The 25,366-nt window shown below is 45.5% G+C and carries 25 protein-coding genes; 11 read left to right on the plus strand and 14 right to left on the minus strand.

All coding sequences use genetic code 11. The features are described 5' to 3' along the window. Nucleotides 1-112 precede the first annotated feature (112 nt). Both QUB11_RS15200 and QUB11_RS15205 read right to left on the minus strand, forming a co-directional pair. Nucleotides 113-382, minus strand: coding sequence for a hypothetical protein (locus QUB11_RS15200; protein ID WP_333204340.1), 270 nt, complete (start codon nucleotides 380-382; stop codon nucleotides 113-115). A gap of 222 nt (nucleotides 383-604) precedes the next feature. Then, complete coding sequence (locus tag QUB11_RS15205; RefSeq protein WP_333204342.1) at nucleotides 605-2,515, minus strand: serine/threonine-protein kinase; 1,911 nt, start codon at nucleotides 2,513-2,515, stop codon at nucleotides 605-607. Between the two features lie 309 nt (nucleotides 2,516-2,824). On the opposite strand from QUB11_RS15205, the gene QUB11_RS15210 reads away from it, so the two are divergent. The 3 genes from QUB11_RS15210 to QUB11_RS15220 all read left to right on the plus strand — a co-directional run bounded on the left by QUB11_RS15210 (nucleotide 2,825) and on the right by QUB11_RS15220 (nucleotide 5,203). Next, nucleotides 2,825-4,378, plus strand: coding sequence for a phenylacetate--CoA ligase family protein (locus QUB11_RS15210; RefSeq protein WP_333204344.1), 1,554 nt, complete (start codon nucleotides 2,825-2,827; stop codon nucleotides 4,376-4,378). A gap of 85 nt (nucleotides 4,379-4,463) precedes the next feature. Continuing rightward, the gene (locus QUB11_RS15215) at nucleotides 4,464-4,880 is read left to right on the plus strand and encodes an element excision factor XisH family protein (protein ID WP_333204346.1); all 417 of its coding nucleotides are present in this window, start codon (nucleotides 4,464-4,466) and stop codon (nucleotides 4,878-4,880) included. Further along, nucleotides 4,868-5,203, plus strand: coding sequence for a XisI protein (locus tag QUB11_RS15220; protein ID WP_333204348.1), 336 nt, complete (start codon nucleotides 4,868-4,870; stop codon nucleotides 5,201-5,203). The genes QUB11_RS15215 and QUB11_RS15220 overlap by 13 nt, the downstream gene beginning before the upstream one ends. 129 nt (nucleotides 5,204-5,332) lie before the next feature. Here QUB11_RS15220 and QUB11_RS15225 read toward each other — a convergent pair whose 3' ends face one another. From QUB11_RS15225 to QUB11_RS15245, 5 genes are all read right to left on the minus strand, one after another. Then, complete coding sequence (locus tag QUB11_RS15225; RefSeq protein WP_333391020.1) at nucleotides 5,333-6,421, minus strand: Rho termination factor (modular protein); 1,089 nt, start codon at nucleotides 6,419-6,421, stop codon at nucleotides 5,333-5,335. Nucleotides 6,422-6,688: 267 nt separating this feature from the next. Then, a complete protein-coding gene (locus tag QUB11_RS15230; protein ID WP_333391023.1) occupies nucleotides 6,689-7,618 on the minus strand; it encodes a ParB N-terminal domain-containing protein in 930 nt (309 codons plus the stop codon). Continuing rightward, nucleotides 7,618-9,120: an AAA family ATPase gene (locus tag QUB11_RS15235; RefSeq protein WP_333391025.1), complete on the minus strand. Its 1,503-nt coding sequence runs from the start codon at nucleotides 9,118-9,120 to the stop codon at nucleotides 7,618-7,620. Before QUB11_RS15235 ends, QUB11_RS15230 begins: the two co-directional genes overlap by 1 nt. 282 nt (nucleotides 9,121-9,402) lie before the next feature. Further along, the gene (locus QUB11_RS15240) at nucleotides 9,403-10,455 is read right to left on the minus strand and encodes a fatty acid desaturase (protein ID WP_333391026.1); all 1,053 of its coding nucleotides are present in this window, start codon (nucleotides 10,453-10,455) and stop codon (nucleotides 9,403-9,405) included. Between the two features lie 257 nt (nucleotides 10,456-10,712). Then, complete coding sequence (locus QUB11_RS15245) at nucleotides 10,713-10,994, minus strand: hypothetical protein (RefSeq protein WP_333391028.1); 282 nt, start codon at nucleotides 10,992-10,994, stop codon at nucleotides 10,713-10,715. A 120-nt stretch (nucleotides 10,995-11,114) separates the two neighbouring features. Between QUB11_RS15245 and thrC the strand changes: the two genes are divergently transcribed. After that, nucleotides 11,115-12,239 carry a threonine synthase gene (gene thrC / locus QUB11_RS15250; protein WP_333204358.1) on the plus strand — a complete coding sequence of 375 codons (1,125 nt, stop codon included), beginning with the start codon at nucleotides 11,115-11,117 and terminating at the stop codon, nucleotides 12,237-12,239. A gap of 348 nt (nucleotides 12,240-12,587) precedes the next feature. On the opposite strand, the gene QUB11_RS15255 is transcribed toward thrC, so the two are convergent. After that, a complete protein-coding gene (locus tag QUB11_RS15255; RefSeq protein ID WP_333204360.1) occupies nucleotides 12,588-12,776 on the minus strand; it encodes a hypothetical protein in 189 nt (62 codons plus the stop codon). A 43-nt stretch (nucleotides 12,777-12,819) separates the two neighbouring features. On the opposite strand from QUB11_RS15255, the gene purU reads away from it, so the two are divergent. Continuing rightward, complete coding sequence (gene purU, locus QUB11_RS15260; protein ID WP_333204362.1) at nucleotides 12,820-13,674, plus strand: formyltetrahydrofolate deformylase; 855 nt, start codon at nucleotides 12,820-12,822, stop codon at nucleotides 13,672-13,674. An 84-nt stretch (nucleotides 13,675-13,758) separates the two neighbouring features. Here the strand turns inward: purU and QUB11_RS15265 are convergent, their stop codons facing one another. Beyond that, a complete protein-coding gene (locus QUB11_RS15265; protein WP_333204364.1) occupies nucleotides 13,759-14,391 on the minus strand; it encodes a hypothetical protein in 633 nt (210 codons plus the stop codon). A 249-nt stretch (nucleotides 14,392-14,640) separates the two neighbouring features. On the opposite strand from QUB11_RS15265, the gene QUB11_RS15270 reads away from it, so the two are divergent. Next, on the plus strand, nucleotides 14,641-15,666 hold the full coding sequence (locus tag QUB11_RS15270) for a YihY/virulence factor BrkB family protein (RefSeq protein ID WP_333204366.1): 1,026 nt from the start codon (nucleotides 14,641-14,643) through the stop codon (nucleotides 15,664-15,666). Nucleotides 15,667-15,904: 238 nt separating this feature from the next. Then, the gene (locus QUB11_RS15275; protein WP_333204368.1) at nucleotides 15,905-16,567 is read left to right on the plus strand and encodes a hypothetical protein; all 663 of its coding nucleotides are present in this window, start codon (nucleotides 15,905-15,907) and stop codon (nucleotides 16,565-16,567) included. Nucleotides 16,568-16,836: 269 nt separating this feature from the next. Here the strand turns inward: QUB11_RS15275 and QUB11_RS15280 are convergent, their stop codons facing one another. The 3 genes from QUB11_RS15280 to QUB11_RS15290 all read right to left on the minus strand — a co-directional run bounded on the left by QUB11_RS15280 (nucleotide 16,837) and on the right by QUB11_RS15290 (nucleotide 18,536). Then, on the minus strand, nucleotides 16,837-17,493 hold the full coding sequence (locus QUB11_RS15280) for an MAE_28990/MAE_18760 family HEPN-like nuclease (RefSeq protein WP_333204370.1): 657 nt from the start codon (nucleotides 17,491-17,493) through the stop codon (nucleotides 16,837-16,839). Between the two features lie 72 nt (nucleotides 17,494-17,565). Continuing rightward, nucleotides 17,566-18,099, minus strand: coding sequence for a DUF262 domain-containing protein (locus QUB11_RS15285; RefSeq protein WP_333204372.1), 534 nt, complete (start codon nucleotides 18,097-18,099; stop codon nucleotides 17,566-17,568). A 203-nt stretch (nucleotides 18,100-18,302) separates the two neighbouring features. Next, nucleotides 18,303-18,536 (minus strand): hypothetical protein, encoded by a 234-nt coding sequence (locus QUB11_RS15290; RefSeq protein ID WP_333052782.1) that lies wholly within the window; start codon nucleotides 18,534-18,536, stop codon nucleotides 18,303-18,305. 204 nt (nucleotides 18,537-18,740) lie between these two features. Between QUB11_RS15290 and QUB11_RS15295 the strand changes: the two genes are divergently transcribed. Both QUB11_RS15295 and QUB11_RS15300 read left to right on the plus strand, forming a co-directional pair. Further along, nucleotides 18,741-18,920: a ribbon-helix-helix domain-containing protein gene (locus tag QUB11_RS15295; protein ID WP_332960054.1), complete on the plus strand. Its 180-nt coding sequence runs from the start codon at nucleotides 18,741-18,743 to the stop codon at nucleotides 18,918-18,920. A gap of 69 nt (nucleotides 18,921-18,989) precedes the next feature. Then, complete coding sequence (locus tag QUB11_RS15300; RefSeq protein WP_333052781.1) at nucleotides 18,990-19,166, plus strand: ribbon-helix-helix domain-containing protein; 177 nt, start codon at nucleotides 18,990-18,992, stop codon at nucleotides 19,164-19,166. A gap of 97 nt (nucleotides 19,167-19,263) precedes the next feature. Here QUB11_RS15300 and clpB read toward each other — a convergent pair whose 3' ends face one another. Then, nucleotides 19,264-21,879, minus strand: a complete 2,616-nt coding sequence (gene clpB / locus QUB11_RS15305) for an ATP-dependent chaperone ClpB (RefSeq protein WP_333204374.1) — start codon at nucleotides 21,877-21,879, stop codon at nucleotides 19,264-19,266. A gap of 542 nt (nucleotides 21,880-22,421) precedes the next feature. Here clpB and QUB11_RS15310 point away from each other — a divergent pair. Together QUB11_RS15310 and QUB11_RS15315 are read left to right on the plus strand one after the other, a co-directional pair. Further along, nucleotides 22,422-23,114 (plus strand): DUF2259 domain-containing protein, encoded by a 693-nt coding sequence (locus QUB11_RS15310; RefSeq protein WP_333391032.1) that lies wholly within the window; start codon nucleotides 22,422-22,424, stop codon nucleotides 23,112-23,114. A gap of 223 nt (nucleotides 23,115-23,337) precedes the next feature. Beyond that, complete coding sequence (locus tag QUB11_RS15315) at nucleotides 23,338-23,517, plus strand: hypothetical protein (RefSeq protein ID WP_333391034.1); 180 nt, start codon at nucleotides 23,338-23,340, stop codon at nucleotides 23,515-23,517. Nucleotides 23,518-23,673: 156 nt separating this feature from the next. On the opposite strand, the gene QUB11_RS15320 is transcribed toward QUB11_RS15315, so the two are convergent. Next, nucleotides 23,674-25,338: a calcium-binding protein gene (locus QUB11_RS15320; protein ID WP_333391037.1), complete on the minus strand. Its 1,665-nt coding sequence runs from the start codon at nucleotides 25,336-25,338 to the stop codon at nucleotides 23,674-23,676. Between the last annotated feature and the right edge of the window lie 28 nt (nucleotides 25,339-25,366).

Here is a 25,366-nt window from a genome sequence, read left to right on the forward strand (position 1 = left end):
GTCCCGCCCGTCTTTTTTGGACGGGCGGGACGCCCATCCCACTTTCAAGAGTGGAAGTTATTTAATTCTCATTCCTATGGTTCTCTAACCGGAAATCCTATTATCCACGGCCTTAATTCACAGGCTTAGTGGAATTCACGCAAAATTTTTCATCTACAATTGCAGAATTGATACTGACAGCGTGCATGGATGATGACGGAATTATCAGGTCTTGCGGAACTACCACGGTCTTTTTACAAACAAGCTCGCTACTGCCTACAGAGGCAAAGTTCCAAGCATAAAATTCGGGAGTGCTGACTGTCGCATTGGCCGGATGTAAACCTAGTGCAGTCACCAATACTAATCCTAAAGTTACTAAAGCTACGATCGCGAATCTCAGCATATTCTTTGTTTGAACAGGAAAACTTACCTGATCGGTATTACCTTATTATTGCCTGGGTGGATAGAGAGCGTCAATCGATTTTAGATTTTAGATTTTAGATTTTAGATTTTAGAGGCGACCCCACGGATAAATTCGGGGGTTCCTTTATCGGATACAGGTGTTTTATTTCTGGACGGATGAATCCGGGAGCTTGTATCCTGGATGCTTGATTGTCAATAGCAGTTATTCCGCCGTCAGGTTCAACTCGTAAGCGATCGGCTCAGATGCTTGAGAAACTACCACAAATTCATAAAAACCAGTATCATCCAGCAATCCTGACCAACTCAGCCCTTCTGCATCTTCCAGCAAAGCTCGCGCGCCCTTTGTCCGCCCTGGAGTATAAATTGACAGTAGAGTAGATTTGCGCGGTGCTTGCAAATTCACGCGCAAAGTTTGATTTTGAGCGAACCTGGCAATGTAAGCTTTCCCTTCTCCGGGTTTGAGATTCCCTGTGAGGCTTTTGCTCTTCGATAGGCGGTCAAATTCAACGCTTTCAACAGTTGCTCCAGCTTGTAAGGCTTCGAGTTCGTCGGCGGTAATTGCTTGCCAAATTTGTCCGATCGGCAAACCAATGATATTGCGATCGCGCGGCTGTTGTGGAAACCAATAAAAGAACCTAGCATCAGCCAAATCGTAGAGAGCCCGACTGCTCAAATTCAGCTTGTTAACCTCAGTTTTCCAGCGATCGATATCAGTGGTGTCGTAAGTGCCCAACCGCGCTCTAGCGTCGCTGCTGAGGTTTTCCAGCTTGTCGAGCAACTCGTCGCCGATTTTCTGCCACCTTTCGCGCCACTGGCGATCTTCATCGCCTTCTTTTAACAATCGTCCGCCCAATTCCGGGTATTTGGCATAGAAAGTCTCGTCCACAAGGTTGACGTAACCGCTATAGAATCGATCGTCAATTTTGAGCTTTACAAAGCGATCTTGCAAAGCATCTTCTTGCTCCCGCTTCGGGCTTGAAGGCTGGGGAACTTTCTGCACTTTTGATTGCAGATTTAACAAAGAATTGCCCGCAAACCAGCCAACTCCCCCCATACTTGAGAGCACCGCCACCACGAACAAAACCATTTTCCAAGCAGGCATCTTTTGCTGATTGCCAATAGCAGCAACTCGCACCGGAGTTCCCGGCAGTTTTGGCGTGGGGGCGGGCACGGGTATAGGCGAGAGATCCGGCGGCTGCGTGGGCGCAAAATACCCTGGCTGCGGGGCTGGTGGCAAAGGCTGTAAAGGCGGATTGCCGGAGAGAGCGAGCATTACCTCGCGAGCCGAGGAGTAACGCTGGCTCGGCTGTTGAGCAAGCATTTTATCCAGCACTAGGGACAAATTCGGAGACAGAGAACATTCCGCCCGCCAATTCCAATTCAGCGTCTGGCTGTCGAGCAACTGATGGGGTTCCTTCCCCGTCAGCAACACTAAAACCGTGGCCGCCAGAGCGTACAAATCGCTGTGGGGAGAGACGATGCCCATCTGCATCTGTTCGACGGGAGCATAGCCGAGCTTGCCGATGCGAGTCGCGGGGGCGAGAGTGCCGTTAGCCTCAGCGAAAAGAGATTCTACGGTGGCGGCGACTTGTTTTACTCCGCCGAAGTCGATGAGCACTGGCATCCCGTCAGAACTCCGCAGAATCAGGTTGTCCGGGGAGATGTCGCGGTGAATCACTCCCAAAGAGTGAATGTATTCGAGTACGGGCAAAATCTGCAGCAGCAATTGATTGATTTCTGCTTCTATAAACCGCAAACCTTGACGCTTGCGGGCGTCGAGCAGAAAGCGGTAACTTTGGCCCGGCACGTAGTCTTGGACGAGAAATAGGTAGCCTCGATCGCTGATACTGACGCGGAAGAGTTCGCGAAAGCGGGGGATTTGATTGTGTTGCAGCTTGTAGAGCACTCCCGCTTCCCGCTCGAACAGTTCCTCGGATTTTTGTAAAGCGTAACTTCCGTGTACTTGGGGCGCAAATTCTTTTAAAACGCAGGGTTCGTTAAATCGGTGGGCATCTTCAGCGAGGTAGGTGCGCCCGAAGCCTCCGTGTCCCAATTCGCGGACGATGCGGTAGTGATTGTTGAGAGTTATGCCGGGGTAGATGGGATTGTTCATGGGAACTTGCTGCGTCGGATTTTCACGCTTGACTGAGACTGGGAGTTTTGGGCGATCGCTGATTTAATCTTGCCATAGTGTGTCAGTGTTTATTAGTCGATCGCCCGCTTGGCTATCCCCTGTGGCTATTGTTAAAAAAGCAGTTTCGTGCTATAGAAGTTTATCGACTGCGCCATATTTTCGATTCGATCGACCTCAAAGTGTGTTCAAATTTTTAGTGTCCAGCCCAATGTGCGATCGGGTCGCGCCGCGCTACTAATTGAATCTTGAGCGATCTCGGTGCAAAATACGCATTTTAAGGAGCAAATAATGCAGCCAGAACAGCGTCAGCGAGCAATTGGGGCGTTTGAAGAGTTTTTGAGAGCGCCCCTTGAGGAACGATTGCAACACCAGCAGAGTCGAGGTGCCGAATCCGGGGCGATTCCCTACGGGATAGCTGCGCTTCATGCGCTTTTTCAAAAAGTCGCGACCACAGTACCAGCTTACCAGAATTTCCTAGCTGAACATAACATCAATCCCGCCTCAATTCAAACCTTTGAAGACTTCCAAAAATTGCCGCTAATTACCAAAGAGAATTATTTACGCTGTCACCCGCTACCTCAGTTGTGCTACCACGGCAAATTAGAAACTTGCGATTTCATTGCTGTTTCATCTGGTTCGACAGGAAAACCGACATTTTGGCCGCGTTTTATCAGCGACGAGTTGCAAATTGCCGCTCGTTTTGAACAAATATTTCACGACAGTTTTTACGCCGACAAGCGCTCAACTTTAGCTGTCATTTGCTTTGCGTTGGGGACTTGGGTAGGTGGAATGTATACGGCAAATTGCTGCCGCTATCTAGCGAGTAAGGGCTATCCAGTTACAGTTGTGACACCGGGGAATAATAAGACTGAAATATTGCGAGTTGTGCAGGAACTTGGGGAGCATTTTGAGCAAGTAGTTTTGTTGGGATATCCGCCATTTATCAAGGATGTGATTGATAGCGGAATTGCTGGGGGTGTGGAGTTGCAAAAATATCGAATTAAGATGGTGTTTGCGGGGGAAGTGTTTAGCGAAGAATGGCGGAGTTTGGTGAGCGATCGCACTAATTCTGACAATCTCTATTACAACTCTGCGAGCCTTTACGGTACTGCCGATGCGGGGGTTTTGGGCAACGAGACACCGCTGAGCATTTGCATCCGTCGCTTTTTAGCAAACAATCCCGAAGCAGCACGCAATTTATTCGGGGAATCGCGGTTGCCAACACTGGTGCAGTACGATCCGAAAAGCCGCTTTTTTGAAGTGAATAATGACGGCACGCTGTTATTTTCTGGCGACAACGGCATCCCGCTAATACGCTATCACATCTCGGATAATGGCGGTTTAATTTCTTACGAAGCAATGCTCAATTTTTTGGCTGAATGGGGATTTAACCCTGTGGCACGTTTGCAGCAAGCAGCAGGTATGAAAGTTTCTGATTTCCCCAGAGGAATTCGCTGCTTGCCCTTTGTCTATGTATTCGGGCGATCGCACTTTACCGTTTCCTACTTCGGTGCTAACATTTACCCGGAAAATGTCACCGTAGGTTTAGAAGTTCCCACCATTCGGGAATGGGTGACGGGAAAATTTGTGCTGCAAGTCAAGGAAAATGCTGATCAAAATCGATTTTTATCGGTGGTTGTGGAATTAGCAGCGGGGGTGGAGGGCGATGAGGAGATGCAGCAGGCGATCGCATCTTCAATTCTCGCGCAATTGCGGCGGCTAAACAGCGAATTTGCTAATTATGTGCCGCCGGAATATCAGTTACCTGTGGTGACATTAACGGAGACGGGTGATGCGGAGTATTTTCCGATTGGGGTGAAGCACCGATACACGCGACAGTAAGTAGTTTGAATTGATGAGCTATCACTTTTCAAAAGTCTTGTTTTATTCTATAATTAGGGTGACATTTGATGGTTCAGCTTAGAATATGCCAGCCCAAGACATCTACCACAATAATGTCAGAACAGCCCTAGAAAAAGATGGGTGGACGATAACCAAAGATCCCCTACCCTTAAAAATTGGCAAACGTACTCTCAGCGTCGATTTGGGTGCAGAAAAACTATTTGCTGCCGAAAAGCAAGGTCGCAAAATTGCTGTAAAATTAAAAAGTTTCGTGAGTGTTTCACCCGTTCATGACTTAGAAGAAGCTGTTGGACAGTATATTGTCTACGAAGATATCCTAGAGCTTTCGGAACCTGAACGGATAATATATCTGGCAATTCGTGCAGAAGTTTATGCAGAAATCTTTTCTGAACCTATCGGGCAGATTTTGTTAGAGAACAAGAGATTTAAACTAATAGTTTTTGATTCATTAAAGGAGACAATTGTCAGATGGATACACTAGATGAATATCGCCAAATTGTTCGCAATGTTTTAGATAGTTATGCCCAGATTTCTTACGGACACGGAGAAATTAAAAGCAGCGTTATTGTTGACAGCGAACAAAACAATTTTTTACTAATGCACGATGGCTGGCAAGGGCCTAAAAGAATTCACGATTGTATCGTTCATGTGGAAATTATTGACGGCAAAATCTGGATTCAACAAGATGGTATAGAAACGGGAATTACCGCAGAACTTGTAGAATTAGGAGTGCCTAAAGACAAGATAGTTTTAGGGTTTCATCCGTATCATGTTCGGCAACATACGGGATATGCGATCGCCTAAACCAGCTTACAATACAGGAAACAGGTTTTCATATCTCTGCCGACTATTCTGAAAGCCCGATCGCACTTTTTGCCCAAAAATGCGATCGAACACCAAATAATTAGTCTTTAACTATTAGCAATTATCGTTTTATTGACCGTCAGTTTGTCTGAGAGCCGCCAGAATTTCCGGTCGTTTCATGCGCGCGTAGCCCCGCACTTTCCGGTCTTTGCCGATCGCCTTCAACCGTCTTAGTGAGAGACTTTCGTAGTCTTCCTCTGGGGACGGAAACGGCAACTCCAACTGTAACTGCGGTAGCTGAGGTTTCTGCTGTGCTTTCGACTGCTTCTTGGGCTGCGTTTTTGACGGCGTTTTAGGTTGTGCCTCGGGCTGTCTTTCTGAGTTAGTCGCTGCGGCTCCCAGTTGGCTGCGGAGCGTTTCAATTTGATTTTTCAGGTCATTTTCTACGTCTTCAATGGCATCGGCAACAAACTGATTAATTGTTTGGACTGTGCGTTCTAATTTGATTGACAGCAGTTTTTCCAGTTCATCCAACTGTCTCAAAGCACCTTCAAGATTTACCTCAGAAGTAACAGCAGATGTTGGCGGACGGTTGCTGCTCGATTGTTCAATTTTTTTAGCCATTTTATCTACCTTTTCCTGAAATGCTTTTTCCACTTGTTCGAGCAAATGCTTAATCTGTTCTATTTGGTTACGCTCAAAGTTCTGCTCAGTGAGAGCGTTTACGTGTTTTTTTAGCAGGTCTTCATTTTTTTTAACAGATTGTTCTATTTGTTTTGTTAGACTATCTACCTTTTTTTGAAATGATAGCTCAAATTGTTGCAGGAGAGTCTCAATTTGTGCTGTTTTATGAGTCGGTTGCGGAGCTAAATGTTCCATTTCTGCTTGAGCAACAGCTACCTCCTCGTCGGTCATTTCAAATACCCACGCCCACATTTGCTCGATGCCGAGTTCTTTAGCAAGAATACACCAATCTGAGCCGCAGACAACTTCATATTCTTCTTCGTTGCTGTAAGCTTCGGTAGGGCGTACAATTAAAGGAATTAAGTTGCTGCCTTGCTCGATCAGACTTCTCCTGAGAGCTTCGCGGCGTTCGCGAGGAATTTCGCCCCGATGAGGCTCTGGTATGGCAATTTGGGAAGTGTAAATCTGAGTGTGACTAATTGGCTTAATCCGCAAATATTCAACTATTCGGTTTTGATCGGACGATCGATCCATCTTGTTACAAGTCCCCTTTTGTCATTAAAATCTGGTGTGTAGGTATTTATGTATATCTACGCGGCTTCCCGTGGGGTGACATCCCTGGCGATGGCGTCCCGCCCTCGCCCGTGCTACGGCAAAAGTTACTGCAATTCCTAAAAAAAGCGACTGTGATGAGTTTAACTGCCTACGGGACACCAATGATACACTGCTTTACTCATCTTTACTTATTTTGGCCTAGAGACTCACTGAGTCAAAGTTGCCAGTTGCCGCAGGAGTTGCGAGTTATGAGTATTTTTGCCACTTGTCAATTATTTTAATCATTGTTTTGTCGGTTAACCCTTTAACACGTTCCACCACATTTGCAAATGAGACAAACGGCCGCACATCTCGCTCTTTGAGTATTATTTGGATTACTGGAAGCTTCAAGCCAGCATCTTTCAAATTAGCCGACAGTTGATTTTTATCTAAAGTATTGAGTGCTTCCAACAGCGACATTGATTCGGAAGCTACGTTTTCAAATTCTGGTATCCTCTCTACCACCACTTGTTTTTCGGGTGGCGACTCTGATTTCAACTCATTAATTCTGTTTTCTAACCCAGCTTCAACTAACAGAGGTACTTGTTGTAAGATTCGGTTTTCAAGTTCTTGTATACTCTGGGCTAAAACTTTTTGTTCACGGGCGTACTCGGCTTTTAATTCATTGATTTGACTTGCAAACAAGGCTTGAATATTTGTTAGTCGCTGTTCTAAACTAGATGAATCTTCGGGAGTTTCATTTTCACCTAAATTAGGGACTTCTACCAAAGAAACCGGGTTTTTTATGGAATCTGCGGGCGGCGACGAAGTATTTTCGTACAAAAACCCGGTTTCTGGGTTCTCAACTAAATTCTCATTTTTGGCTGATTTCCTCAGCGCTTGAACTTGTTCCAAAAGCAATTCTTCATTTTCGGGTTCAAGAATAAATGCTCCGATTGTCTCGCCTTTTTGAGGGTGAATTTCCCTGGCTTTCGCAGCAGCGTAGTATTCAAAGTCTCCGTCTACTATCTCGTAGGCATCCATACCGTTGCGGCGGACAATTATGGGGTTGATCAATCCTCCTAATTCTAAAATCAGTTGCGCCAGTTTCTCCAAATCCGGCTCTGCAAAATTGGAACGGGGCACTGCGGATGTAATTTTTTTAACTGCAACCAGTGACGGAGATAATTTTTTCATTAGTTTTTACCTATTTTTTCCAAAACTTCGAGTGCTAGCATTTCAAATTCTTGGGAGGCGATGGAATCTGGCTTAAAGTCTAGCACTGAAATGGGATCGGCGATTTCCATATTTCCCACGATTTGAAATTGTTCTGCACACTTTGCCAAATCATCTCTCTCGTAAATTACGCTGTCCATGATTTCAAAGCCGTAGCGTTTGGGAATTGCCTCCCTCCGCTTGGGCAAACTGTACTGTACAAATTTAACATTAGTTGAAATTTTGCAAGGGAGGACGCCTAAAACTTCTAGTGGTTTCTTGCCAATTTGTTTTTTGAATCCGTTAACTTTTTTGATAAAGTCCTTGACATTAATCAGTCCTTGATTGGCAAAAGGTTTTAAGTCAGAAGGAATAATTAAATAATCCGCCGCAATTAGAGCAACTCTCGCATAAAAATTCAAAGATGGCGGCGTATCGATCAGTACAATATCATATTTATCCTGTACTTCTGCTAGTTTTTGAATTAAAATCATTCGGCTGTAATCTAGTTGATTGAGTTCCGTTTCATATTGCATTAAATCAATATGGGAAGGAATCACATCAATTTCGGGATGGCAAAAATTAGACTTGCGAGCTACTTCTGCGATGGAGAAAAAGTCTTCTGATTGCAAAACTTGAAGAATATTATTATCTTTCAAATCGTCTTGTTCTTCATCCTCAAATTTAACTAAACCTGTCGCAAAGGTTGTATTCGCTTGACTATCTAAGTCAATCACCAAGACTCTCTTACCTTTCTTGCTCAGCGCTGCTGCTAAATTGACTACTGTTGTAGTTTTGCCAACGCCGCCTTTGTTATGGTAAACTGCAATGATTTTCATAGTATTTTGAGTTTTTTGGGGAACGGTTACATCGGATTTAACTTGAGGCTTAACTGGATTATTTTCAGGTATTTGTTCCGGTTCAGAGATTTGACTTGGCTGAGCTTTTGCGGTGGCGGGATTGTGGGGCTGTACTGGGACTTCGCTAATTAACTCAGGACTAACCAAATTAATTTTATTATCTTCCAGTTCTAGATGATCGAGAGTTTTTATAGGTTTTAAAGTATTTCTGCCAATTAAAGCGATAATTTCATCAATTCTATTTTCAAGGTCTTGTCCAGCACACTTAAAGACTGGCTCAATATCATCGGCGACTCTTTGGTAAATTCTAATTTCTTTACCGTTAGTTATGAGGCCGTAGCGGATGCTCAAACTTGTTAAATAGCGAGCGAGTTTTCGCAGGTGGCGGTCTAAATTTTCCTTGGGATGTTTAGCCTCCATAACTACACTCATCGGTGAGTCTGTCTCGACAACTATGGGGATAACTTGGGTGGCAAATGAGAGAAAGTCTAGACGAATATTCCCAAATGCGATTTCTTGGTGCCAAGTGTCGGGCGTGTAGCCTAGTTTTGGTAGCAGATAGCTGACAATGAGTTTGCTTTCTACTTCGCTTTCGTTGCGACAGTTATTGGGATTGAAAGTCATTCGATTTTAGATTTTAGATTTTAGATTTTAGATTGGGAATGACTGATTTAATAATGGTACGGATTGTGATCAGATGCTACGCCTCTAAATTCAATACAGAGACGGGCTCTCCGGCCCGTTCCACAAGAGTTTTAGAAAAATTGACTGTCAAATTAGATGCACAGCAGCTTATTAACAGTAGGGTACGCATTCCTCCCCTTACAAAGGCTGCGGATTGTAATATCGAAAAACCCGGTTGTGTTTGACAAACCGGGTTTTTCAGGCATTTATCGCGTTTAAAACTTACTTGGTTTTAGCGTTAAATTCCTGCAATGTTTGATAGCCACCAGCGGGATTGTACAAGTGACAGTTGTCGGCAATCCGCTTCATTAAAGACCAAGAAAATTCTGTTTCGTAGAGATGATCTTGCCAATTTTCCTTTAAGCTGCTGTGGGCAAGGCGCAAATTGTACCAGGGAATAGCAGTTGAAAGGTGGTGGGGAACGTGGACGTTAATGTCGTGGCACAGAAACTCTACCCAGCGGGGATAATCGCAGTGAACTGTTCCCGATAGTTGCGCTTGGGCTTCGTTCCATTCTTCGGGTTCTTTAAAGGAAATATCTGGTGCTGTGTGGTGGACGATCGTAAAAGTGCTCATCCAGAAATGGTAAACCAGCCAGGGCATCAACCAAAATTTGACAAATCCCCAAATGCCTGTGGTTGCAATTAAAATCGGGAATCCGATCGCAGCACCGATTAAAACCACAAAAACTGAAAACCGCACTTGTTCTTGTTTCTGTTGGCCTTTGAAGCGCCACCACATAAAGTGCACTTTTGCCCAGTGGGCGATCGAGCCAATCCACCACATCCGACCGAATATTAAACTATAAGCTATTTGTAAAGCCTTGGGCGCGGCAGCGTAGTCTTCTGCTGTCATCGGCTGCCAAGCATTATCCTCACCAAGTTTATTGGTGTGCTTGTGGTGGTAATTGTGCCCGTGTCGCCATGCGTGAAACGGATAAATTAACGGCAGAAATGCAATATGTCCGACTAAATCGTTTACCCAGCGGCGGTTAGCAAATGACCGGTGCCCGCAGTCGTGGCCGATCACAAAAAAACCGGTTAATCCGGTTCCTGTGAAAATCCACATTAGGGGCAGTAGATACCAAGGCGATACTGCTAAGCCCAAGTAACCGACAGCAACTAGCAAAACGTTGACGATGACTTTTGTCCAAGCTTTGCGGGGGTTTTTGACGAATACTTCCCGCGGCAGGGTTTTGAGAATATCTTTGAGGCGCAGGTTGGAGGTGTCACTTGCGGATGTCAAATTTAGTGGTTTTTCGATCGATGCTGTCATAAATTGATTTCGATTCTCCGTATGCCATGAGGATGGCTTAACAAATTAGCGCAATAAAAAAGCGCCATAAAATGTCAGCTCGTTGCCAGCAAGCAGCAGACGAGTTGAGCTGTAGGCAAGCGCGTTTTAGCAAAAGCTAGCGATCGCTATCCGCAGTTAGGAATTTCTGGCACTTTCGGCAAAAAATACTGCGGGTAGCAAAACCTTTGTTTTTATAACACAGGGGCAGCACAGTTAGCATTAGGCGCTGTTGTCTGCTAATTGCTGTTGCTGCCAGAAATGGGGTCTAGAGCCTGCAATCCAGCGATCGAGCGTTGCTGTTTGAGGCTTTGCACTTCCAGCAGCAAGGATTCGATTTCTGCTTGCAAGTGCAGGAACTTAACTTGCTGATCTGCTTGGTACGGGCACTTTACCAAATCTACTTTGCGGGCAAAAGTGGTCGATAGGGTAGAAGAACTAGCCATTTCGGGATTGCTCGCGGTGACTTGAGGCCGGGAAAGAGTGGATGAATTATTTGACATTAGTAATTGGGTAGACATATCTACACATTCACACCATTAAGTTACTTTAACCTGAACCGATCGTATTAAACATCAAATTAACCGATCGAGCTAAAATTAGTGTAAATTCTTCGGCCATTGCCTAAAACCATTGACACCGTGACCCTGATTCTACCTGCTACTGACTCTGCTGCTAACTCCGCTGCCCGCGCCGCCGAGCCGAAACGCTACGGCTGGCCCGGCTTGATCGAAGCTTATCGCCCCTACCTGCCGGTGACGGAAACCACGCCGGTAGTCACTCTCCAAGAGGGCAATACTCCCCTGATTCCAGCACCTGCGATCGCCTCTCTCATCGGTAGAGACGTGCGCGTCCTCGTGAAATACGACGGCCTCAACCCCACTGGTAGTTTCAAAGACCGGGGGATGACAATGGCGATTTCCAAAGCCAAGGAAGCTGGTGCCGAAGCTGTAATTTGCGCCAGTACCGGCAATACTTCGGCCTCGGCCGCCGCCTACGCCCGACGCGGGGGGATGCGAGCTTTCGTGTTGATTCCCGAAGGTTACGTGGCTTTGGGCAAGCTGGCGCAAGCTTTGCTTTACGGTGCGGAAGTCATTTCGATTGGGGGAAATTTCGATCGGGCTTTAGAAATTGTCCGCGAAATGGCTGTTAACTACCCCGTGACCTTGGTAAATTCGGTGAATCCTTACCGATTGGAAGGTCAGAAAACCGGAGCTTTTGAAGTCGTTGACGCCTTGGGCGACGCCCCCGACTGGCTGTGCATTCCCGTCGGAAATGCGGGAAATATCACAGCATACTGGATGGGCTTTTGTCAATACCACCAAGCCAAAAAATGTTCGCGCTTGCCGCAGATGATGGGATTTCAAGCAGCCGGGGCTGCACCGTTGGTAACGGGCTCACCGGTATCGCACCCAGAAACCCTGGCGACGGCGATTCGGATCGGCAACCCCGCTAGCTGGAAACAGGCGATCGCAGCTTCCGAAGCCAGCCGCGGCAGTTTTGCCGCAGTCACCGACGCCGAAATTCTCGACGCTTACCGTTTGTTAGCATCCCAGGAAGGGATTTTCTGCGAACCGGCGAGTGCAGCTTCTGTGGCCGGCTTGCTGAAGGTAAAAGACCAAGTTCCGACTGGGGCGACGGTGGTTTGCGTGTTGACTGGTAACGGTTTGAAAGACCCGGATACCGCAATTAATCACAGCAACAATCAATTTAAAAGTGGCATTGCTCCGACTTTGGATGCAGTAGCTGGGGCGATGGGATTTTAAGAAGTTAGTTGGCAGTTGTCAGTTGTCAGTTGTGTTCTTTGTGTCCTCTGTGGTTCATTTAAACTAAGATATTGCACCGGCGGTCAACAACCTGTAGGGGCGGGTTCACCAACAATATCTAACAACTACCAACAATCTGAATAAACCCGCCCCCACCCAACAGTAAATCGCAATCTACCTCTTTTAAGATACAAGAGGCTGCTTCCCCAATAGCTTTCAAGGATACCAAAAGACTAAAAAAACAGCCCCCACCCGCGCGAAAGTCCTCGATTGATATTGTTGTAAGATATCAGTTTAAATTCACATCTTGCACCAATATAAGAAACAGGCAAGATGCCTGTTCCACTCTTAGTTAAAATCTTTTGTGGGGAGTAGGGGTTGGGCCGAAGAGCCCGCCCGTAAGCCCATCGAAACAGGCTTTTCGGCCTGTTCCACAAAATATAAATTTTCTTGTGGAACAGGCCGGAAAGCCTGTTCATAAAAGGCTAATTGAGAATGGTGCAACATCTCAGTATCAATAAACTCCTGTGAACTCACTTTTTTCTCAATAAACTCAGCGAGACAATTTTGTCATTATATTATGACTAGCCCTACTGCAACCCTGTTAATTGCCTGTCCCGATCGCAAAGGACTCGTCGCCTTACTTGCCAATTTTATCGCGTCCCATAACGGCAATATAATCCACGCGGATCACCATACAGATTTTACCGCCGGATTATTTCTGAGCAGGCTAGAATGGCAATTAGATGATTTTGACTTAACCACCGAACAAATAACACCGGCTTTTAGTGAAATAGCCAAGGACTTACAAGCCAATTGGCAATTGCATTTCTCTCATAAAATTCGACGGATCGCAATCTGGGTAAGCCGTCAAGATCATTGTTTATTAGACTTGATTTGGCGACAGCGAGCGCAAGAAATCAGATGTGAAATTCCCCTGATTATCAGCAACCATGAAAATTTAAAGCCTCTTGCCGCACAATACGGTATCGACTTTGAGTATATTCCCATTACTAAAGACAATAAAGCTATTCAAGAAGCACAACAGTTAGAAATTCTTAAGAAATATAAGATTGATTTAGTAGTTTTGGCTAAATATATGCAAATTTTAAGTCAAGACTTTATCATAAAATTTCCCAATGTGATTAATATTCACCATTCATTTTTACCCGCGTTTGTGGGTGCAAATCCCTACGAAAGGGCTTATGAAAGAGGGGTAAAAATTATCGGTGCAACAGCCCACTATGTTACACCCGATTTAGATGCTGGCCCGATTATTGAACAAGATGTTGTGCGCGTCAGTCACCGCGATGAAGTCTCTGATTTGATTCGCAAAGGTAAAGATTTAGAAAGAGTTGTTTTAGCAAGGGCGGTGCGATATCATTTACAAAATCGTGTTTTAGTTTATGGCAATCGGACTGTGGTTTTTGCTTGAAAATTAAACCTCACCCCCATCCCCCAGATCCGCTGATTTAGGGGTATCGGATAATTTATAGCATGATTTTTTCTAATCGTTTGACTAATTGCTAAAAGGCGGTAAATCGAGTAACTGATTTTTAGAAGGTGGAAGTTGGGCGGGATTTTTGCCTGGGGCGGAAGTTTGACGTATTTCCAGAGCAGTTTCGCCAGGATTTGCAGTGCGAGTAGGTACTATCTCTAAAGAATATACTGTCTCGGTTTTTGCAGGGGCAGGATTTTGGGCTTTCGTGAGCAAGTCAACGGCATCTCCGAGGGCGCTAGTTAAATTTTTGCTAGTTTCGGCGTGACGGGCTTCTTCTTGTTTGAGGGCTTGAGTGAGTTGTTTAACTTGTTCGATCGCCCGATCGCGCTCTTCGAGAACTTCTGCTAACTTAGCTTTAAGTTCGCCTACTGTTTGCAGTTGTTCGACTTCCTGCTGGCGAGCAACTCCAGCATCGTCGCCTTCGGGCGCAATGGGGGAAAAATTTTGTAATTGCTGTATTTGTGCTTCCAGAGAAGCGATGCTTTGCTGAGTTAATTTAGCATCATTCCGCCGCTGCTCGGCTTCGGTATTGTACAGTTGGCGCCACTGAGCCGCACTTTCACCAGCCTCATCGCGATCGCGCGAAACTTCTGTTAACTGCTGTTGCAGCCGCTTGATTTCATCTAACCACTGTCTGACATCCTGAGCCATAATATTGATTTTAGATTTTAGATTTTAGATTTTAGATTGGGGAATTGGGAATTGGCAATTGAGAATTAGCAATTGCGAGTTGATAATGGCTTATATCGTTTCCGGTTGCATCGGAATGATTTAACCGCAGAGGGCGCAGAGAACGCAGAGGGAGAGAATACAGAGAGGAATAATTCCGATGCAACCGGATTTGATATTAATTAATTAACGACTTGTGTACCTCATCTTTCGCCCCATTGCCTGTGCGCTATGAACATTTTTTACTGGTTGCGCTACCTGATTTTAGCTTTGTTTAAGGCGCTTTTAAGGCTGCTGAGAGCTCTTAAACGGAAATTTGGGGGTTTTTGGCTGTTTTGTCGGTGTTTGACTTGGGGCACCCTCAAGGAAGTCGGCGCGAAGGCGGGAGAGCAGCGCTTGCCGGGGCTATCTGCAGAAATGGCCTACAATTCTATGCTGGCGCTATTTCCGGGGCTGTTGGCTATCTTATCTGCGATCGCTCTGTTTGAACCTTTGCAGTCAACACTTTATCAAATCGCCCGTCTTTTGGGCGAAGTTATACCCGATGACGTGCGGAAGTTGATTGGTGGCTTAATCAAAGAAATTCTGTTAACTCGCAGTAAAGGGCTGTTTTCGGTGAGCTTTCTTGGGGCGATTTGGGCATTTTCTGGAGTAATGAGCGCGGCGATGGCTGCACTCGATCGTATCCATGACATCCCCAGCGATCGAACTCGACCATTTTGGAAAGCAAAACTTATTTCTCTGGCGCTGAGTATCGGTACAATTGTGCTGTTAATTCTAGCATCGGGAGTAGTCTTTGTCAGCGACTTAATCGTACAAGCTATTGCCCGCCAGAGTTGCCTGCTGGAGTCCGTCGCCAATTGCCATTTAAAAGATGTTCAAAATTGCTTGCTCCTCGCCGGCAATTGCCCTTTGGAGTCGCAACTGTTAGGTGTTTGGCGGCTGTGGCGGTGGCCGATTTCTTTGGGAATTATATCACTAGCCTTTGCTTTTGTTTACCGCTACGGGCCTAGCCGCCGTCAACCAGATATTCCTATTTTTTCGGGAGCTGTTTTTGCTGCTATTTTGTGGGCGCTTTTTTCAGCTTTATTTCGGTTTTATGTTTTGCACTTGGGCAATTACACTTGGACTTACGGCACGATCGGAACTTTTATTGTGTTGCTGCTGTGGCTCGATCTTTCTTCTTTGGTGATGCTGATCGGCGCTCAGTTAAATGTAACAGTGGGAAAGGCTATCAAACAATCAAAATTAAAATAATTTGTTAACTTTTAATTGTTAATTCTTATTTGTTATTTGCCGGATGCTGGCTTACCGACGGAGTAAAGTGCTGAGGATACCCGCAACAAAAGACAACAAAATCAGTATCCAGATAACACCACCGGGAATGAATGTCAATATCCCAACACCTCTGAGAATCCAAACTAGGAGGGTGAGGCCCAGGATAGTCAAAAAGATACGGGTAGATAGTCGCATTTGAAATCTAGGAGAATTAGTCATGTTGAATCTTAAAGTTTTGTCTGGATCAATGATAGCTGTTTTATTGGCGATCGGCAGTTACCTCACCTTAATTTCCGAGCCCGGTTCCGCTGTTGCGCTTGGGGGTGCAAATAAGCTGGGGGAAACGGCAAAAACTGCTCAAAAAACACCTGCTGCAAGTTTAACAATTTCCGATCGCACAATTGGAGCGGCGAAGGTGGGGATGACTTTCGGACAATTGAAAAAGACTCTGGGTTCCACGGCGCAGTTTAAAGTAGAGTCTCCTTTTATGGTAGACTTTGATTCTGTAACAGTTAGTCGATCGGGAAAAGTGCAATATCGCATTATCTACGCTGCGGGTACAAAGCTAAAAGATACCGATGTCATTGAACTTTTGATGACTGACAATGCTAATTATAAAACAGTTCAGGGCGTCGGGCCGGGAATGACTCTGAAACAAGCTGAGGCAATTTACGGCAAGGCTACTTTATCTTATAACGTGGATAATGAAATGAGAGAAGGGGTTGTATTTGCCAAGCAACCCACTAGAAACATTATGTTTGTTCCCAAGGCTGAAGGCAAACAATTTGGGGGGGTTTACGGGGCTGGTAAAGGGGGATTTTATCAGACTAATAAGTATCACCCGAATGCTGTAATTAAGTCTGTGATGGTGCGGAAGTAGCCTTCGCATCATCCCCAGAAACCGGGTTTCTTCCGAGATATCTCGCCATCCAACCTAAATCATCCGAGAAACCCGGTTTCTTAGCCTAAAATTAAGGATTACCTGTAGTTACGTCCAAATACTCTTGATTGTCAAGATAATCTCTGATATTTTCCAGTATTTGCGTCAAATACTCTACGACTTCTTCCTTCATATCAAATCCGGTAGCATCGGAATTATTCCTCTCTGTATTCTCTCCCTCTGCGTTCTCTGCGCCCTCTGCGGTTAAATCATTCCGATACAACCGGAAACGATATCATTTCTAATAGTTGCTTAATTGTCTTATCTCGTCCAACTTCCTCAAAAGACTTAATCCCATGCGCCAAATCATTCCGGTTGCTTTTAACAACTACAAGATTTTGCCCGTTCTTTGTCTTAGTAAAGTCGGTTTGATATGAAAAACCATATTTTTCTGCTATTTCTTTAATCAACCTAGCATCCACATTTCCTGAAAACAGTTCCTCGCGCTCAAATGTAGCTGTGATGATATCTGTAGAGATTTGATTGATTGTTAAATGAATTTTCTGAGGAGAACGGTTTTTTAGATTTTGGAGGACAATCACTTTGATTTTGGGTTTTAGTCGGTCAAAGGAGATTCCTTTATTTTTGAACTCCTGGAATATGGCTTCAATCGCATTTCGCATAGTGGATTCAACTAAGTTATACAGTAACAAAAAAGCATTAGCTTTGAGAGTTTTTGCTAACTCTGGATCGAGGCTTTGAATTTGGTATTTGCCACGAGTATCGAATAAAGCTAACTTCGTTGTCTGTTTTTCCAAGCTTTCCAAAAAAATGAAGTAATCGTTCACCTCTTTGGCGCGTGTATTAAAGTCTAAAAATACAGTATTCATGAGTGTGACATGGCAGTTAATTGCGGAAATATTCAATACGCGCCACTACATTTATTAAACTGGTTGCCTCAGATTTTGTACAGTAGGTAAAATGAATTTACATTGCCCTTAAAAGGATTGTATCCGTTCAAATAAATCTCTTCGGACTTCCTCATTCGCAGCTTCAGTTAATTGGATAGTCCGAACTGTCTTTCGGTTGAAGTTCCTCTGGCGAGCCATGAGTAAATCACTAAACTTAAATCCATTTAAATGCTCTATTTTTTTGAGTCCAATTAAGGTTAATTCGTTGTTAACAAATCTAGTTAGGGTAAGAATGCGTTGTGCACCGTATACGATCTCTAAACGTGGTTCATCATTTTCATCATGGCCGATATCAACAACGAATATAGAAGGTATTGGCAGCCCCCAAATTACCGATTCGATAAACTTTGATTGCCTTGCTTCATCCCAAACAAGTTCGCGTTGGTAGTCGGGAATAAACAACTTATTAGTATCATCGTTAATTCCTTCCATATATTTTTGAACAAGTATTTCGAGGGGATAGTCTCTCGTATCGTAATTAATTTGCTTCTGCTTGTCGCGAATTTCCATTTCAGCAGCATTTCTGTCTTGAAGCGTAATTTGTTCTAGTTGCGATCGCATATTTTTAAGTAACGAGAAAGTGGTGTGGATACGATCATTTTACCACAGCCCAAGGTTGATAAAGTCCTGTTCGGAAAATTTTAGTCTTGAGGCCACCCCAGTATAAATTCTGATTTGGCTAAGATGGTACGGCCGATCGCACTTATCAAAAAAAGTGCGATCGCAAATGTTTAGTTAACTGAAACCGCCGCGAAAATTACCATTTATAACGCGCTGGTGACGGAATTGGAAGGGCGGCCCAAGGCCGATAAACGGTGACTGTCCCCACTGGAATCGAACACAACCTCGAACTTAACGTGGGGTATAGTTTGACGCAGAAACTGAAAATGCCCGTCTGCATCTGAACGACTGCGGAAGCGGGCAACAATTATCCATTGCTCAGAGGGTAACAAACGGGCGATCGCCCAACAACACAAGCGTTCTTTGTATGTCATCATAGAATTTGTCTCCATTGAATGTTGGAGCCAGAGCCAGCCCGGAACCTTGGACAGTAAGGGGCTGGCTTTTGACTGTTTACAGGTGGTATTATAACACACAATGACGTACAATAATTTAAAACAACTTAAAATGAAATATTTTTATCGGTCTTAACTCAAAACAGCGTAAGATGGACTGTATTGAGATTTTTTGTAGTGCAACGAATGGCTTCACGGGGAAGAGTTACCGCATACCTACCAGAGGAAATTCAAAAAGCTCTGGAAGAATGGGCAGAAGAAGAAAGCAGATCCGTTAGCAGTTTGACAACTTACCTGCTGACGAAATCTGTTAGAGAGCGCCAAGAGCAGAAAAAGGACCAATCCCGGAGCGATCGCCCGAGTTGAAGACGGCGCCATACTGAAAGGGTTTGCAGTGTAAAATTTAAGACAATTGAAGTAAAACCGTGCCCACCTATGCCTTCACGAATGCGAGTTACAGTTACACTGCCAGAAGACGTTCATCAAGCCTTGTCCGAATGGGCCGAAGAAGAAGATAGAACCCTCGCAAACCTTCTCTCCCATGTCGCAGCTAAAGCAGTCAGAGATCGCCAAGAGCTCAAAAAAGATAAATCAGAAAACGATCGCCCTTAAGAACGATCGCCCGCAATCCCATCCGCGTCCATCAGCAGTAAAAAAAAGAACCATCGCCTCAAAAAAATAAGGTGGGCCACAGCCCACCCTACTCCAATTATTTCGCAGTCACCAACTGTGCCGGCAGCCGCTTAAACGCCAACCTTTCATTCTCGATATCCACAAAAATGGTATCGCCGTCAGCAAAATCTCCCCGCAAAATACCCTTCGCCATTTGGGTTTCCAACTCGCGCTGAATTCCCCGCTTCAAAGGCCGCGCACCGTAAACCGGATCGTAACCAATTTCTGCTAAGAAGTCGATCGCAGATTCCGACAATTTCAGAGACATTTTGCGATCGGCTAACCGTTTTTCCAAGCGCTTAACTTGCAACAGCACAATCTGCCGCAGTTCCGTCTTACTCAAACCGTGGAAGATAATCATCTCATCAATCCGGTTCAAGAATTCCGGGCGGAAAGTTCCCCGCATCGCTTCCATCACCCGACTCCGCATTTGTTCGTTATCTCCCGCCACATCTAAGATGTATTGAGAGCCGACATTCGATGTCATAATAATCACAGAATTCTTAAAGTCTACTGTGTGACCTTGAGCATCGGTAACGCGGCCGTCATCCAGAATTTGCAGCATGATGTTGAATACATCCGGGTGCGCTTTCTCGATTTCATCGAATAGAATCACTGAGTAAGGACGGCGGCGCACAGCCTCAGTTAACTGTCCACCTTCATCGTAGCCCACGTATCCCGGAGGCGCACCAATTAACCGCGAAACCGCGTGTTTCTCCATGTATTCCGACATATCAATTCGCACGATCGCTTCTTCCGTGTCGAACAGATAAGACGCTAATGCTTTCGCCAACTCGGTTTTGCCAACACCCGTGGGGCCGAGGAAGATAAAACTCGCAACCGGACGATTGGGATCGGCTAAACCTGCGCGCGATCGCTGAATTGCATCTGCAACCGCAGTCACCGCTTCATCCTGTCCAATTACCCGCTTGTGCAGTTCATCTTCCAAGTGCAGAAGTTTCTGCATTTCCGATTCAACTAACTTGCTGATCGGAATTCCCGTCCACTTGGAAATAATCTCGGCAATGTCAGCTTCAGTGACTTCTTCCCGCAGCAAAGTTTTACCTGTGGTTTGAGTTGCGGACAGTTGAGCTTCTGCTTCTTGCAATTGTTTTTGCAATTCAGTTAACTTGCTATATTTCAACTCAGCAGCGCGGTTGAGGTCATATTTTAATTCAGCTTGCTGAATTTCAATATTCACCTTATCAATCTGTTCTTTAATCTTTTGAATGTTTCCGATGACACCTTTTTCCGATTGCCACTGGGCATTCAAAGCGCTTTGCTGTTCCTTGAGGTTTGCTAAGTCTTTTTCCAGTCTTTCCAAGCGCTCGATCGAAGCAGCGTTACTTTCTTTTTGCAGCGACAGTCTTTCCATTTCTAGCTGCAAAATCCTGCGATCGATTTCGTCTAGTTCTTCGGGCTTGGAGGTAATCTCCATTTTGAGTTTAGCGGCTGCTTCGTCAACTAAGTCAATGGCTTTGTCTGGAAGGAAGCGATCGCTAATATATCGAGTAGACAAAGTAGCCGCCGCCACTAGGGCGCTGTCAGAAATTTTCACGCCGTGGTGAACTTCGTAGCGTTCTTTCAAGCCCCGCAAAATCGAGACAGTATCTTCAACTGTTGGTTGGTCAACATAAACTTGTTGAAAACGGCGTTCTAGTGCCGCATCTTTTTCGAGGTACTTGCGGTATTCGTCGAGAGTTGTAGCACCGATACAGCGCAATTCTCCCCTCGCTAACATCGGTTTGAGTAAGTTACCGGCATCCATCGATCCTTGAGTCGCACCCGCACCGACAACGGTGTGAATTTCATCGATAAATAAGATGACTTTGCCGTTGCTGTCCATCACTTCTTTGAGCACCGCTTTCAAGCGTTCTTCAAATTCTCCCCGGAATTTTGCCCCGGCAATTAACGCGCCCATATCTAGGCTAATTAATTGTCTGTCTTTGAGAGATTGCGGCACATCTCCGGTGATAATTCGCTGGGCGAGTCCTTCGGCGATCGCAGTTTTGCCGACTCCCGGTTCCCCAATCAATACGGGATTATTTTTGGTGCGACGGCTCAAAATTTGAATCGTGCGGCGGATTTCGTCATCCCGTCCGATTACCGGATCGAGTTTGCCTTGACGCGCGGCTTCTGTCAAATCTCGGCCGTATTTTTCCAGCGCTTCGTATTTGCCTTCTGGATTTTGATCGGTCACTTTGTTCTTCCCCCGGACTTGGGTAATGATATCTTTGAGCTTGCCTTCATCTAGTTTAAATTCTTGTAGTAGATTTCTGCCGAAGCGATCGTCCTTAACGTAACCTAGTATCAAATGCTCGATCGAAATAAATTCATCGCCGTACTCTTTGCGATAAGTTTCGGCGCGATCGAGCAAAGTGTCGAGAGAACGACCTAGATAAACGTTGCCGCCGCTTCCAGTGATTTTGGGCTGGCGACTGATAAACTCATCAGTGCGATCGCGCAATTTTGCTACAGAAACTCCCGCTTTGTTAAACAAGCTGCTAGCGAGTCCCGATTCTTGTTCCAGCAAAGCTTTCATAAGATGTTCGCTTTCTAGCTGCTGCTGCTGACCTGCTTTGACGATTTCGGGGGTGCGGGCGAGGGCTTCCCAGGCTTTTTCTGTAAATTGGTTTGGATTATTTGGTTGCATAAATTTTAATTCCCTGCATTAAAAATGATGACTGCTGTAGAGGCAATTGCTTAATTCCCCGTACAATAGTCATTGTAGGCAGTTGCGGAGAGGGGGCGGATCGGTGTTCCCCTATCTTGAGATAGGTATTTCCGTCCTGTGTAGCAGTCCCTCGCAAGGAAAAGCAAACTGCCGCGCCTAAAAGTTGGACTCTTGGATAGGACTGAGATATTGCACCATTGTCAATAAGCTTTTTATGAACAGGCAAGATGCCTGTTCCACAAGAAGAAAATTCACTCTTTGTGGAACAGGCATCTTGCCTGTTCTTGAGAAGAGTGCAAGATGTGAGATAAGAGCAACTCTCACATTAAAAATGCTTTCTAGTGCCACTTGAAAAAACGGCATATTCTTAAACAGTCTCCTGCTGCGGAAAATGGAGAAACACTCATGTAAATAGGAGAGAGGACTTGAGAAGCGTCACAGTCCTATAGCTAAACCCAAAGCGTTATTGTTTTACTCATCAATAACAGCCGCTATAACTCTCACACCTGGAAAATATAGCTATGAAAATTTTACCTTTAATTTCGTTAGGTATTATAGCAAGTGCCGCGATCACACTAGCCCCTGAAGCTTTGGCAAGTACCTGGCGTGCCGCACACCGGATGTCTGGTTTTTCCGCCGACAGCAATTACTACTTGTATCTAGAAAGTTCCAGAGATACTGGAGCGGGAATTCCCAAAGCAGAATTGCAAATTGTCCAAGTTGCTGCAAATTCCTGCATCAGAAATGGGTGTATCGAAACTAAATATGGCGAGCCAGACTCCAATAAAAGCACTAAAATGGCAGAAGATGACTTGCTTAAAAAAACTTGGAATAGCAGGCAAACTTTGAAGTTAACTCCTCCTCACGCTGGAACTAAACTCAACATTATTTCTCGTACTCCCGGAGCCAATGGAAGCGAGACAGTCGCCGTCAGAGTCAATACAGCAAAGCCTTTACAAATTCGCCTAGAACAGCGGCAAAAAAATGCTTCTGCTGGCAGAGAAAGCGCCGCCATGCGTCTTGTAATTAATCATAACGGTCGGCAGCGTGTCCTCGGAACGCTGAACAATTTTCAAGATTGGGTGTTCTCTTATTCAATCCGAGAAGTTCGTTTGTCTCCGAACGGGCGCAATGTCGTTGTGCTGGTGGACAAGACAGAACGCACTTTTGAAGGAGTCTTGAAAACTACTGTTGTACAAGGCTTTCTTCTTTAGGCTTGCTATATTCCCAGGTTTTGACCTGGGAATTATCAAAACTTACGCAGAACCCCTATATGTAAGGTGCACACGGCGCACCTACAGATAGAGTCTGTGCGTTAGTCCGGGTCTGGTTGTTAATTATTCTTTATTGTGATAATTGATATCAAATCCGCGTTTCCTCGTCGGGCGTAAAGTCGAATCAAGCTGCCAACAAATAATTCGCGCAATTTTCATTTTTTTGACTCACAGTCAACAGTCAACAGTCAACAATATTTCAAAAACTGTTCGATTACACGCTCCAACGACGGTAAAAGGGGCGGCGGAGGCTCGCACAAGACAGATTGGCGGGGTTGTTGCCGATCGAGAAACAGTCTCTGCGATCGGCAACAACCATTTTTGGGCTTCTCAGAAAAATTGAAGTTGGCTCAATTCGCTGTTGCTTTCTTGTGAATAAAGCGGTAAAAGTAGGTTACATAACTGCAATAATTTGGCCTATTAATGCCAAGGATTGTTTGCCAATTTTCATCAGGTTCCCTGAGTAAAAGTGATTTCACAAATGACCACTTTACTATCTCTAGACCGAGATGAAATCTTCAGAACCGATGAGATTGGGAGCAATACCTATCAAAGAAGCTAAAACTTCACCGCTGCTGGCTACTGTAATTAATGTGCCGTCAGTTCCCGGCGAAATTGATAGCTGTCCGAAGGTCAAGCCATTGATTAATTGCACGGTATCTTGAGAGTTGGCGAAATCAGCGATCGTATCAACTCCCAATCCCGCACCTAAAACAAATACATCGTTGCCCGCGCCGCCGACTAGAATATCGTTTCCCAAACCGCCGTTGAGAGTGTCAAAACCTTTGCCACCAGACAGGTAGTCGTTGCCACCCCCGCCAGTGAAGATATCGTTACCCCGCAAACCGTTGATGATATCGTTGCCGTTGGTGCCAGTCAGGATGTCATTACCTAGAGTGCCGTTGATATTGTTATCAGGAGGGTTATTGCCTGGAGTATTGCCGATGTCAGAAACAAAGACATCGAGGGTATTGTTAGTATCTCCGGGTACGAGGTTAGTGGCATCAGATGAAAACACTACTCTGTGCCCGTCCGCAGAGATGGAGGAGTCGGAGGACTCGTTATTCCCCTCGTTGCCTGATGAGTCAACAGAGACACGAGCGGTGGTGTTGGCGAGCGTGTCCCGCACAAAGACATCGTAGTTTTCGTTAGTGTCCCCCGGCACTAGGTTGGAGGCAGTAGATGCAAATGTCACAAACCGCCCGTCGCCTGAGATGGAGGGATTGGAGGAAAACTTGTTAGCCTCATTACCTGCTGAGTCAACAGAGACGCGGGTGGTTGTATTCGTCAACAAGTCCCGCACGAAGATGTCGCTGGTATTGTTAGTATCCCCCGGCACGAGGTTGGAGGCATTAGAATCAAACACCACAAACCGGCCGTTGGCTGAGATGGAAGGGATGCCGGGGCTACCGCTCGCCTGATTGCCTGCTGAGTTCACAGAGACGCGGGTTGTCGTGTTGGTTGACAAGTCGCGCACAAAGGTGTCGTAGTTTTCGTTAGTATCCCCCGGCACTAGGTTAAAGGCAAAAGAAGTAAACGCCACAAACCGCCCGTCTGCTGAGATGGAGGAGCCGTAAACCTCCCTGTTAGCCTGATTGCCTGCTGAGTCAACAGAGACGCGGGTAGTTGTATTGGCTAGCGTGTCGCGCACGAAAAGGTCGATGTTATTGTTAGTGTCCCCCGGCACGAGGTTGGAGGCATTAGAAGAAAACACTACAAATCGCCCGTCGGGGGTGATTGAAGAGAAGTAGGAGTAATCGTTCGCCTGATTGCCTGCTGAGTTTACAGAGACGCGAGTGGTAGTGTTGGCTAGCGTGTCGCGCACGAAGATGTCACTGCGATTGTTAGTGTCCCCCGGCACGAGGTTTGATGCTAGAGAGTCAAACACCACAAACCGCCCATTACCTGAGATAGAGGGGCTGTAGGAATCGCCGAAAGTCTGATTGCCTGCTGAGTCCACAGAGACGCGGGTGGTGGTATTGGCTAGCGTGTCGCGGACAAAGACATCATTGCTAGCGTTAGTGTCCCCCGGCACGAGGTTGGATGCTGGAGAGGCAAACGCCACAAACCGCCCATCGGGCGAAATGGAAGGAGAGGTGAAGGAGAAGGGGAGTGGATTGCCCTGATTGCCTGCTGAGTCAACTGAGACGCGAGTAATATTCATAAGCCCTGATATTTCAATAGTCCGAACT

Source organism: Microcoleus sp. B6-A1, assembly GCF_036705085.1.
Classification (GTDB): Bacteria; Cyanobacteriota; Cyanobacteriia; order Cyanobacteriales; family Microcoleaceae; genus Microcoleus.

Bases quoted from the DNA above. Each gene is read 5' to 3' on its own strand.
- QUB11_RS15230 (WP_333391023.1), bottom strand. From the start codon at position 7,618: ATGAAAAAATTATCTCCGTCACTGGTTGCAGTTAAAAAAATTACATCC.
- QUB11_RS15310 (WP_333391032.1), top strand. From the start codon at position 22,422: ATGAAAATTTTACCTTTAATTTCGTTAGGTATTATAGCAAGTGCCGCG.
- QUB11_RS15270 (WP_333204366.1), top strand. From the start codon at position 14,641: ATGAACATTTTTTACTGGTTGCGCTACCTGATTTTAGCTTTGTTTAAG.
- QUB11_RS15285 (WP_333204372.1), bottom strand. From the start codon at position 18,099: ATGCGATCGCAACTAGAACAAATTACGCTTCAAGACAGAAATGCTGCT.
- QUB11_RS15245 (WP_333391028.1), bottom strand. From the start codon at position 10,994: ATGTCTACCCAATTACTAATGTCAAATAATTCATCCACTCTTTCCCGG.
- clpB (WP_333204374.1), bottom strand. From the start codon at position 21,879: ATGCAACCAAATAATCCAAACCAATTTACAGAAAAAGCCTGGGAAGCC.
- QUB11_RS15240 (WP_333391026.1), bottom strand. From the start codon at position 10,455: ATGACAGCATCGATCGAAAAACCACTAAATTTGACATCCGCAAGTGAC.
- QUB11_RS15290 (WP_333052782.1), bottom strand. From the start codon at position 18,536: ATGATGACATACAAAGAACGCTTGTGTTGTTGGGCGATCGCCCGTTTG.
- QUB11_RS15225 (WP_333391020.1), bottom strand. From the start codon at position 6,421: ATGGATCGATCGTCCGATCAAAACCGAATAGTTGAATATTTGCGGATT.
- QUB11_RS15295 (WP_332960054.1), top strand. From the start codon at position 18,741: ATGGCTTCACGGGGAAGAGTTACCGCATACCTACCAGAGGAAATTCAA.
- QUB11_RS15300 (WP_333052781.1), top strand. From the start codon at position 18,990: ATGCCTTCACGAATGCGAGTTACAGTTACACTGCCAGAAGACGTTCAT.
- QUB11_RS15205 (WP_333204342.1), bottom strand. From the start codon at position 2,515: ATGAACAATCCCATCTACCCCGGCATAACTCTCAACAATCACTACCGC.
- purU (WP_333204362.1), top strand. From the start codon at position 12,820: ATGACTAGCCCTACTGCAACCCTGTTAATTGCCTGTCCCGATCGCAAA.
- QUB11_RS15275 (WP_333204368.1), top strand. From the start codon at position 15,905: ATGTTGAATCTTAAAGTTTTGTCTGGATCAATGATAGCTGTTTTATTG.
- QUB11_RS15220 (WP_333204348.1), top strand. From the start codon at position 4,868: ATGGATACACTAGATGAATATCGCCAAATTGTTCGCAATGTTTTAGAT.
- QUB11_RS15235 (WP_333391025.1), bottom strand. From the start codon at position 9,120: ATGACTTTCAATCCCAATAACTGTCGCAACGAAAGCGAAGTAGAAAGC.
- QUB11_RS15200 (WP_333204340.1), bottom strand. From the start codon at position 382: ATGCTGAGATTCGCGATCGTAGCTTTAGTAACTTTAGGATTAGTATTG.
- QUB11_RS15215 (WP_333204346.1), top strand. From the start codon at position 4,464: ATGCCAGCCCAAGACATCTACCACAATAATGTCAGAACAGCCCTAGAA.
- QUB11_RS15265 (WP_333204364.1), bottom strand. From the start codon at position 14,391: ATGGCTCAGGATGTCAGACAGTGGTTAGATGAAATCAAGCGGCTGCAA.
- QUB11_RS15210 (WP_333204344.1), top strand. From the start codon at position 2,825: ATGCAGCCAGAACAGCGTCAGCGAGCAATTGGGGCGTTTGAAGAGTTT.
- QUB11_RS15320 (WP_333391037.1), bottom strand. From the start codon at position 25,338: ATGAATATTACTCGCGTCTCAGTTGACTCAGCAGGCAATCAGGGCAAT.